This window comes from Deltaproteobacteria bacterium, assembly GCA_003194485.1.
GTDB lineage: Bacteria > Desulfobacterota > Dissulfuribacteria > Dissulfuribacterales > UBA3076 > UBA3076.
The window spans coordinates 99,835-110,130 of record PQXD01000002.1 but is presented as its reverse complement, the minus strand read 5'-3'; the positions used below and the strand labels follow the sequence as shown (position 1 = coordinate 110,130).

Here is a 10,296-nt window from a genome sequence, read left to right as displayed (position 1 = left end):
CTGGCTATGGTGGTATTTTTACCCATAGCTTGAGAAAAGACGATCACAGCTTGCCTCTGAAGGCTCAAAAGAGCCTCCTGTGCTGCGTCACAAAATTCGCCTGCGCTTATATGAAATATCCAGAGAGTGACGGGGCCGCTTGATTATTTCCAGCCGCCCTGGTGACGTGCCCCTGAAGGGGAGATGAATGCAAGATCTCGTTGCCCCGCTCAGGGGATTGAGACCCGTCCTCCATTAAAAAAACCAACTCGTCCCGATTAAAAACATGACCGTGTTTGCGCCGTGGTTCGGATGTTCAATATGGGCATTAGACAGGTGAAGTCCACGCACCTCCATGGTCATGGATACGTCATCGCGGAAAAAATAATGCGCACCGAATCCTATCTGGATATTGAATTCAAATGTCGTACTCAGGTCGCCTTCGCGGATGTCGGTAGCTGAGAGCCCTACGGCTCCACCCACATACGGTACCCATGGACTGTTGGTGATAAAATTGTATCGCGGACCGACTGAACCTCCAACCACGTATCTTCCATGGGGATCAAACTGACCCCCTGCGAAAAGATTGCTCCTGACCTCGAAGTTGCCTTGATACCAATTGCCCTCGGCTAACAGATCGCTTAAAATCCAACCATAATGACCGAACGCAAGGGCCAGATCGTGCGATTTATCACTTCCGAAAATTTTCAGGCCCAAGCCCGGTCCCAATGCAAACCCCAAATCCCTGGTGCCCTTGCGGAATCCGCTGCCGCTGCCGTTTTTCCAGATAGCAGAAGATCCGGTTTGAGGCCCCACCTCCGCTGCTTGCGGGGTCTCGGCCCAGACCGACGAACTGAATGCAACGAAAAAAGCAAAAAGTAGAGTAAGTAAAAAAAAGCGCCAATCAGTACTATTCTTCATAGTCACACTCCAGATAAATAGCAGTGCCTCAGACCTATTTCTTTAGATTTATTCAAACACGATATTAGCTTTCGGCACGGCTTTTTACAAATATTTTTCAACATAATCGAAATACGCCTTAAGTACCGCATCCGGGTCCTCTAATGGCGGATAATGACCTACCGGCGAAGCAAGCTCTATGAGTGATGAATGTGGTAATAATCTGCGCCATTGCTTATTGGTGGCCTTGCCGGTAAATTCATCTGAAATGCTATTTATCAGGCACAGTGGTACAGTGGTTTTTTGAAGCGCATTTACCCATCGGCCTCTTTTATGAATTCGTTCATTTAAGTACTGGATAACCTCAGGAACCCGCCGTTGGCCGTCATTATAGGTAAGCAACTCCCAGAATTCTTTCATTTCCTGTGATGATGGTCGTGTTTCAGGGCCAAATGTATTGGAAAAATTACGTTTAAAAATTACATACGGGGTAGGAAAATTCCTGGCAACGACCCTTCCTGCGGAAGTAAGAAGAAACTTCTGCATTGGGGTCGTTTTGGCTGTTTCCGGGAATATTCCGCCGTCTATGAAGCACACGGAGCGAAGACAGATTTTTGGGCTGCCCTCATTAAAGCGGGCGAGCAACTCCTGAGCCACCAGACTTCCATAAGCATGGGCCAGGACGTGTGTTTCTTTGATTTTTAACTTACTTAGCAGTTCCTCAACAACGTCGGTCAAATAAGTGATGGAATAATCCCCATCCGGCGGTTTGTCCGAGAATCCCGACCCCAACAGATCCGGAGCCACCACCCTGAAATGCCCGGTCAATTCGGGCCACATCCGGTGCCATCCCCATGATGCAGTAGGGTAAGCATGGAGCAATAATAACTCCGGCCCTTTACCTTCGACAACATAAAATATTTGATGTGATTTGATGGTAACAAATCGGCCTTTTTCTTTCCATTCTTTTAATTTTATATCCGCGCAGTCCAATTCACAGGACAGTATTTTTGATTCGCTGGCACTCCCAATAATAAGCCTGTTTTTATACAATGCGGCCACGCTTGCTCCGGACAATTGCGCACCGGAACTACTGTAAATTTCCTGAAAATCATATCCTTCTTCATTGATCCTGATTTTCAAGACCTGTGAGGGAGATGTTGCCTGCGGATTCTTAAAATGTCTTGCAAGGGCAATCAAATTGGGCTGAACAGCAACCAGCAGGCTCCCATCTTGTAAAACTGTAATATTATCCAGGCCAACGCGGACAAAATGGGATTCCAGGAGATTCAAGCGGCCCGATGTGCGGTCTCTTTGGAAGACATCTATATTTCCTGCCAGGGTCTCTGATACATAAACGGATTTTCCGTCGTTACTGAGATTGATACCGTTCGGGAAGGACAGATCTTCAGCAACAATTTGAAAGTCCGAGCCGTCATAATAGACTACGCGACCTTTGCGTAATTGAAGCAAGGCATCGATTTTTAGTCCTATACCATTATAAGGCCTGTTAATATCCGTCAGGTAAAACTGTCTTGGCCCCACAGCAACCAGATCGTTGGGCCACTTGGTCGATCCGCTCTCAATGGTTTCAAGGTGTTGCAACCGATCGTTTGGCTGAATCGCAAACACTTCAATGGTTTGCCTGCCATCCTGCCGATGGTTGATTACAAAAAGCAGATTGTCCCCTTCATTGTCCTGATACAGGCTGAATCCATGGGGATGAAAATCTTCCGGCTTATCAGGACATATCAGTTTGGGGCCGGCCTGGGAGGCCTTTAGGTTCAGGCTGTATATTCCACCACGAACATGAGTGCCACGCGGTGCCCAACGGTCATAACTTATAAAATATAAGATCTCTTTTTTGCGGTCTATCTGCAGGTCTTCAGGGCCCGGCAGGTTGGCCAGGACGGAACAATTTGCATTGTTTAAATTTCCGATCTTCAGGAATGCGCCAAGGTGTGAAAGCCGGTAAAAGACAAAGACAGCGATTATTATGAGGATGGAAGAAGCCGCGATAGATATTTTTCTACCCATATTTTGCCACGCTTTCGTCAGACATAAAGTTCATGCGAGCGCCTCACCCATGAGATAAACCGCAATTTATCACGTCTCCATTAAAAGTGAAATGAGTATGCAGTGCGATCAGTACATAAATGCTCTTCTTTTTTAAACTCTCACGGAGCCACTTCTCTGAATATTTCATCAAAAGAAATTGATTTTAAGCAATGCATGCCGGAACATGAGATTTAGGATCATGTTTGCCTTGTAGTAACCGAATTATTTGTAATTTTTGTATACGCCAAGCATGGGTGTGAACTATGGGGTGACCCGTCTTCGCCAAGGCTATGGCGTGTCAGGAAGTCCTCTGTATATGAACCCCGTTCCATTTTCAGGACTTTTTCGGCGTAATCATTTATAATATCATCCAATAATGGACTTTACCGAGTTTCTGTCAAGATGCCTGGTCCTGGACCTGGAAACCAGGGGCAGGGAGAAGATCTTTCGCATCGGGGCACTCAAACAGGACCTGGTCTTCCAGCGCAAGGGACGCTTTGATCTCAGGGATACCCTTGACGAACTGGACCGTTTCGCGGACGGGCTGGATTTCATCCTCGGCCACAATCTGCTCGGCCATGATTTACCTGTCCTGAGGACACTCGCCCCCAACCTCCGCCTGCTCCAAAGGCCGGTTGTGGACACCCTGTATCTGTCTCCCATCGCATTTCCGGAGAATCCCTACCACCGTCTGGTAAAGGACTACAGGCTGGTCCACGATTCAGTGAACGATCCGGTCGCTGATGCACGTCTCGCGGCCTCGCTGTTTCATGACCAGTGGGATACCTTTACAGGCCTCCTGGCGCGTCATCCGGAGGCCGTTGCATTCTATCGCTACTGCTTTGAGAAAACGGGTGGCCAGGGGCTGCGTGGTGACGGCCTGGCAGCGGCTTTAAACGCCCTTGGGGCCGGATCCATCTCTGACGACACGGCCCTTGAGGCCTTTATCAAGGGCGTGGGGGATCGGGCGTGCCGAACCGCCGTTCTCAGGAAAGCACCCCACTGGCTGGAGGATCCCGTGAGACGTCCGGCTCTTGCCTATTGCCTGGCCTGGCTGCAGGTGGCAGGGCACAACTCAGTGCTGCCCCCCTGGGTGCGCCATCGCTTCCCGGACGTAGTATCCATCCTGCATGGGCTTCGGGACGTGCCGTGTGATGAGCCTGCCTGCAGCTACTGCCGGATCACCCATGACGCCACTGAACAGCTCAGGCGCTTTTTCGGCTTTTCCGGGTTCCGTCCGGACCCCAGGGGCCCTGACGGCTCAGGTCTCCAGGAGGTCATTGTTCGCCATGGCATGAGCGACCGGCCGCATCTCGCCATCCTGCCCACCGGGACCGGGAAATCCCTGTGTTATCAACTCCCGGCCCTGGTCCGTAACTTCCGGAGGGGCGTGCTGACCTGCGTAATATCCCCATTGCAGGCATTGATGAAGGATCAGGTGGACAGTCTGGTTGCAAGGACCGGCACCCCCTTTGCAGCGGCCCTCTATGGTATGCTGACCCTGCCTGAGCGCGGCGAGGTGCTGGAGCGGGTACGGCTGGGGGATGTTGCCATCCTTTATGTCTCGCCCGAGCAGTTGCGTAACCGTTCATTCCGGGATGCCATCAGCCAGCGGGAGATCAGCTGCTGGGTATTCGACGAGGTCCATTGCCTGTCCAAGTGGGGTCACGACTTCCGTCCTGATTACCTCTATGCCGCGCGCTTCATCCGTGAGTTCTCCAGCCGGCAGCATACACCCGTGCCGCCTGTGGCCTGCTTCACAGCCACTGCAAAGCCGGATGTCCTTGAGGAGATTATCGAGCACTTCCGAAGGGAACTGGGCCAGGAGCTGGTGGTCTTCAAGGCCGGCGTGCGGCGCGAAAACCTCCACTTTGAGGTACAGATGCTGACCAGGCCGGAAAAGCAGTCCCGGATCCACCGGATCCTCTCCGAACGTCTTCCCGGGCCGGACATGGGAAGCGCCGTGGTCTATACCGCCACACGCAAGCAGGCGGAAGAGACGGCACAGTTTCTGCAGAGACACGGCTGGCAGGCAGAGGCCTTTCATGCCGGGCTCAAGCCGCCTGAGAAGCGCCGGATCCAGGAGGCATTTATCAATGGCGAAAGCCGGATCATCTGTGCGACCAATGCCTTTGGCATGGGCATTGACAAGGAGGATGTGCGCCTTGTAATCCATGCCAACATCCCGGGCTCTCTGGAAAACTATCTCCAGGAGGCAGGCCGTGCCGGGCGGGATCGGGCAGAGGCTGAGTGCATATTGCTCTACGACGAACAGGATATCGAGACCCAGTTCCGCCTGAGCGCCCTGTCCAAGCTGAGCCAGCGGGACATCTCCCAGATACTTCGCGGGCTGCGTCGTGCCAGGCGCAACGAGGCCGGGGAGGTGATCATCACTGCCGGGGAATTGCTCCGTGATGAGGAGGTAGAGACCGTTATCGACAGCAGCGATCCCCGGGCGGATACCAGGGTGCGGACCGCTGTCGCCTGGCTGGAGCGGGCCGGATTCCTGGAGCGCAATCAGAACAACACCCGTGTGTTCCAGGGCCGTCCCCTGGTGCGCACGATGGATGAGGCCCGTGCCAGACTCAAGCGTCTCAATCTGCCGGAGAAGACGCACAGGCGCTGGCTGGCCGTCCTTGAGACCCTGATGAATATCGATGGCAACGAGGGTATCAGTGCCGACGAACTGGCAGAGTTCCCGGAGTTCAGAGGGCCTCAAAGGACCTCTTCTTCCCGGACGGCCTTCGTGGAGACAGATACGCACCGGGTCTTGAGGACGCTTAACGAAATGACAGAGGCCGGGCTCATCAAAAAGGCCCTGTTATTGTCCGCCTTTGTGCGCCACAAGGTATCGAACCATTCCCGCCTGGTATTTGATAAAGTATGCAGGCTTGAGACAGCCATGCTGGATGTGATGCAGGAGGCAGAGCCCGATCCGGAGGGCTGGCAGCTGTTATCCCTGCGCCGCCTGAACCAGTGCCTCATTGATCTGGGTCACGAGAGTTCGCCGGAGATCCTGCGCAATCTCTTAAGGAGCCTGGCCATGGATGGCAGGGGTCTTGCCGGACGGCGCGGCAGCCTGGATCTGAGATACGTCTCCTGCGACTATTACCGCTGCAAGCTGCAGCGGGACTGGGATGCCCTTAAAAAGACGGCGGAAAGGCGGCGTGCAGTGGCCGGGGTGGCACTTGAGACCATGCTCGGGAAGATCCCGCAGGACGCCCCTCCCTCTGCCGGGCTGCTCGTCGAGTTCTCCATGGAGGAGATCGGCAGGGCACTCGGTTCCCACATGTTCCTTTCCTCCGAGGTCAAGGATCCCCTGGCCGCCATTGACCGGGCGCTCATGTTCCTGCACGAACAGGATGTGATCGTCCTGCAGCAGGGTCTTGCCGTCTTCCGCCAGGCCATGACCATACGCATCCTCCCGCAGGCCAAGAGACGGCGTTACAGCAAGGGGGACTACAGTCCTCTTGAATACCACTACCGGGAGCGTATCTTCCAGGTACACGTGATGAACGAGTATGCCCGCCTCGGTGCGGAGAGGATCACGCAGGCCCTTGGTCTGGTTGCTGCATATTTTTCCCTTGGGAGAAAGGCCTTTGTGCGGCGTTATTTTGCCGGATGCAGGGAGATGATCGAAAGGGCCACGAGCCGGGAGTCCTACCGGCGCATCGTAGAGGACCTTGCCAACCCCGTGCAGATCGCGCTTGTTGCCGCACCGGAGGAGCAGAACATGCTCGTTTTAGCGGGTCCGGGTTCGGGAAAGACCCGCGTGGTGGCCCACCGCTGTGCATACCTTCTCCGTGTAAGGAGGGTCCCGGCACGCAGCATCCTCATGCTCTGTTTCAACCGCAATGCCGCTACCACCCTGCGCCGGCGCCTGTGGGACCTGGTGGGGCCGGATGCAAAAGGAGTGACAATCCAGACCTATCATGGTCTGGCCATGCGCCTTACAGGCACCTCATTTGCAGAACGCGCCGAAAGGAGTGAGGGCGGGGTCATAGACTTTGACAGGCTGATCCATGACGCCATCCGCCTGCTGAATAAAGGGGTTGAGCTCCCCGGCCTGGAGGGAGACAGGCTCAGGGAGCGCCTGCTCGCAGGCTACAGTCATATCCTGGTAGACGAATACCAGGATATCGACAGCGACCAGTACGAGCTGGTCTCTGCCATAGCGGGCCGGACCCGGTCAGACCCCGACACTAAGCTCACCATCCTGGCAGTAGGGGATGATGACCAGAATATCTATACCTTTCGCGGTGCGAATGTGGAGTTCATCCGGAGGGTCCGGGAAGACTATCAGGCCCGGCCGTATTACATGGTGGAAAATTACCGCTCCAGCCGCCACATCATAGATGCAGCCAACGACCTCATTCGTCATAATCTTGATCGCATGAAGACAGGACAGCCCATCCGGATCAACAAGGAAAGGGAGGATGCTCCGCCAGGCGGGGCCTGGACCCGTCTCGATCCGTTGGCACGGGGGCGTGTTCAGGTCCTGGAGGTGGCCGATACGGCCCATCAGGCCGAGGCGCTGGTGGAGGAAATGCAGCGCCTCGGCCGGATATCGCCCGGCCTGCAGTGGTCCGACTGCGCGGTCCTGGCCCGCACCAGGGACGAGCTGTCCCCGATACATGCCCTGTGCGAGCACCGCGGCATCCCCGTGAGCCGGAGTCCCGGCCCTGACAAGGTCCTGCCCCTCTATCGCATCCGTGAGGTCGTACAGTTCCTCGATGCGCTCAAGGCGCGCCGGGACGAGCTGTTGAGCGCCGCGGACCTTGTGGAGATCCTGGAGGCTCTTGCATCAGACCATGGGGGATCCCCGTGGTGGGACCTGGTTCGCGGAGTAATCGAAGAGTGGCGGGAGGAGACCGGCAATGAGGAGCTTGCAGCCGGCCACGCAGTGGATTTTTTCTTCGAGACGCTTGCTGAGCAACGCCGTGAGCATGTCATAGGGAAGGGGGTCTTTCTCAACACTGTCCATGCCGCAAAGGGCATGGAATTCCCCCATGTCTTCATTCCGGGCGGAGGCTGGCTCAGGGGCCGGTCCCTGAAAGAACGGGAAGAAGAGCGCAGGCTTTACTATGTTGCCGTGACGCGGGCCTGCGAGACACTCTGCCTCTTTGAAAGGAGGGATGTCCCCAATCCGTATACAGGCCTCCTGGATGGCGATTACCTGCTGAGGCGTATGCCGCCTGTTACGAGGTCCGTACCCAGAGAGGTCCTGGAACGGCGTTACTCTATCCTTGGCATGAAGGACCTGTTTCTCGACTTTGCAGGCCGCCGGACTCCGGACGACCCCGTTCACCGGGCACTTGCCTCCCTGCACCCTGGAGACCTGCTCTGCGCCCGTGTAAAAGCTGAAACGGTGGGGCTCTATGATGGAAAGGGGAGGCGTGTCGCTGTCCTGTCCAGGAGTGCCCAGGCGGACTGGCGCGACCGCCTGGAGGCAATCGAATCCATCCGGGTCTTGGCAATGGTGCAAAGGCGGGCGGCGGACTGCGCACCGGACTTCCGGAAGCGATGCAGGTGCGGGTGCTGGGAAGTGCCCCTGGCAGAGGCCGTGTTCCATGGGTGATAACAGTATGCATCCGTTAATAGAATGGTAGATTTCTATCCGGCAGTTGCCGCAATTTCCTTCCTTGCAGGACTGGTACAGGGGCTTACCGGCTTCGGCTCGGCCCTGTTGGCCATGCCCCTGTTCCTGTTGTTCCTGGATGCCAGGACTGCGGTTCCCCTCAGCATTCTTAACGGCCTGATTATCACCATCTATCTCTGTCTGCAGCTCAAGCAGCATCTGGACTGGGGCAAAATCTTTCCTCTTCTGCTGGGCTGTCTGCCTGGAATCATGGCAGGGGTATATTTCCTTAAGAGAGCGGACAATACCTGGATAAAAATCCTCCTCGGGATACTGCTTGTTGGCTATGCCTCATTCAGCCTCAGATTCAAGCCGAGGGCAATAAGGATTCCGTCCTTCGGTCCATACGCGGCCGGGTTTGCCACAGGGGTCATAGGCGCGGCCTTCAGTGCCGGCGGTCCGCCGGCAATTATCTACACCATGCTGACCGGATGGTCCAAGGACAGCATCAAGGCCACCCTCTCCGGCCTCTTTCTTCTTACCGGGCTTCTCATTGCCTGTGCACACTGGATTTCCGGGCTGACCAACGCTCTGGTATTGCGATACCTGTCAGTCAGCGCCCTGCCTGTCATAAGCGGGGTATGGCTCGGCTCACGCATCTATTCCAGGGCATCCCTGGAATTGTATATCCGGCTCATACTGATCCTGCTCATTGGCATGGGAGCGCTTATGATCGCCTCTGCGATGGGCTTTCGTGTCTGAAGCACGCAGGGAAATGCGTCCCATAGACATACTCTTAGTGATATTTGAAATGCCTCTTAAAACTTACCTGGAACCGGCACCGTACGGACCTGCATGCAGGAAACCCTGCAAAAGGCAAGCCGCTCCTGCGGCAGGGCACGGATGGCAACTTCCACAGTGGACCACGGGTTCACCGAATATTTACATTGGGTATTTGGATCGATTGTCCCCAGTCTTTTGATGAGTCGCGACTTATCTATTGTTCGTATCTGGTCTGTAACTATTTGACCCTTTTTCTTTTTGAATCCCTTGGGGTTTTATTCCCTGTCGCTTGCGGCAGGGTAGTTTATTGAATATACCTGGTAAGCTCCTGAAAATAACTGTCTGCATCTATTACTCCGTATTCTTATGAACTGAAATGATTCAGGAGTTGCTTGAATCGCTCGTAAACATCCCTTCTGTGCCCAATATAATAGATCTCAATGCGCTGTTTCTCTTCAGCTAATTTGTAAATGATCCTGTATTTTTTGGGCTTAAACGACTTGAACCCGGATAATTCCCCTTGCAGGTCAGTTCCGGAATGGGGGGAGTTACAGATCTGTTTTACAGCCTTTTTAATGAGTCTTTTGCTATCAGGATGAAGTTTAGTCAAGGCCTTGCTGGCTTCAGGGGTCAATCTGATTTTCCACTGGATCATTCCGGAAAGACCTCATCATAATCAACCCACATTCCCTTATCAGCTTCTTGAATCGATTTTCGTATGGACTTCATTGCCTTTTCATCGGAAAGAATTTCTAATGTTTCCAGCAGTCCCTCAAATCTGTCCATACTGATAAGTACCGCTTCGGGTATCCCATTTTTTGTGATAACTATAGCATCGTCAGAATCTTTGATTTTTCTGACCATATCCAAGAAAATGGTTTTTGCCTTTGTAACAGGAACATAATTCTTAATCGGTTGCACGGGAAACCCCCCCTTTTTTTTCGTAAATAGTTATTATAGCGACCATAATTATGTATGTCAATAGTGAGATAGAGGAC

Annotated in this window: 6 protein-coding genes and 1 pseudogene; 2 read left to right on the top strand and 5 right to left on the bottom strand. The window is 54.0% G+C overall.

What is annotated here, in order from left to right; translation table 11 throughout:
• Positions 1–234 precede the first annotated feature (234 nt).
• Together C4B57_01965 and C4B57_01960 are read right to left on the bottom strand one after the other, a co-directional pair.
• Positions 235–900, bottom strand: coding sequence for a hypothetical protein (locus tag C4B57_01965; GenBank protein PXF55791.1), 666 nt, complete (start codon positions 898–900; stop codon positions 235–237).
• 84 nt (positions 901–984) lie between these two features.
• Positions 985–2,916, bottom strand: coding sequence for a hypothetical protein (locus C4B57_01960; GenBank protein PXF55790.1), 1,932 nt, complete (start codon positions 2,914–2,916; stop codon positions 985–987).
• A gap of 397 nt (positions 2,917–3,313) precedes the next feature.
• On the opposite strand from C4B57_01960, the gene C4B57_01955 reads away from it, so the two are divergent.
• Together C4B57_01955 and C4B57_01950 are read left to right on the top strand one after the other, a co-directional pair.
• Positions 3,314–8,515, top strand: a complete 5,202-nt coding sequence (locus tag C4B57_01955) for a RecQ family ATP-dependent DNA helicase (protein PXF55789.1) — start codon at positions 3,314–3,316, stop codon at positions 8,513–8,515.
• Between the two features lie 24 nt (positions 8,516–8,539).
• Positions 8,540–9,277, top strand: coding sequence for a sulfite exporter TauE/SafE family protein (locus tag C4B57_01950; protein ID PXF55788.1), 738 nt, complete (start codon positions 8,540–8,542; stop codon positions 9,275–9,277).
• Between the two features lie 188 nt (positions 9,278–9,465).
• Here the strand turns inward: C4B57_01950 and C4B57_01945 are convergent.
• From C4B57_01945 to C4B57_01935, 3 genes and pseudogenes are all read right to left on the bottom strand, one after another.
• Positions 9,466–9,561 (bottom strand): annotated as a pseudogene (locus C4B57_01945) (transcriptional regulator).
• 101 nt (positions 9,562–9,662) lie between these two features.
• Entirely contained in the window at positions 9,663–9,953 is a 291-nt protein-coding gene (locus C4B57_01940; protein ID PXF55787.1) for a hypothetical protein, read from the bottom strand.
• Complete coding sequence (locus C4B57_01935) at positions 9,950–10,219, bottom strand: type II toxin-antitoxin system prevent-host-death family antitoxin (protein PXF55786.1); 270 nt, start codon at positions 10,217–10,219, stop codon at positions 9,950–9,952. Before C4B57_01935 ends, C4B57_01940 begins: the two co-directional genes overlap by 4 nt.
• Positions 10,220–10,296 lie beyond the last annotated feature (77 nt).

Coding starts and splice junctions, on each gene's coding strand:
- C4B57_01940 (PXF55787.1), bottom strand. CDS start 9,953: ATGATCCAGTGGAAAATCAGATTGACCCCTGAAGCCAGCAAGGCCTTG.
- C4B57_01960 (PXF55790.1), bottom strand. CDS start 2,916: ATGGGTAGAAAAATATCTATCGCGGCTTCTTCCATCCTCATAATAATC.
- C4B57_01955 (PXF55789.1), top strand. CDS start 3,314: ATGGACTTTACCGAGTTTCTGTCAAGATGCCTGGTCCTGGACCTGGAA.
- C4B57_01950 (PXF55788.1), top strand. CDS start 8,540: ATGGTAGATTTCTATCCGGCAGTTGCCGCAATTTCCTTCCTTGCAGGA.
- C4B57_01965 (PXF55791.1), bottom strand. CDS start 900: ATGAAGAATAGTACTGATTGGCGCTTTTTTTTACTTACTCTACTTTTT.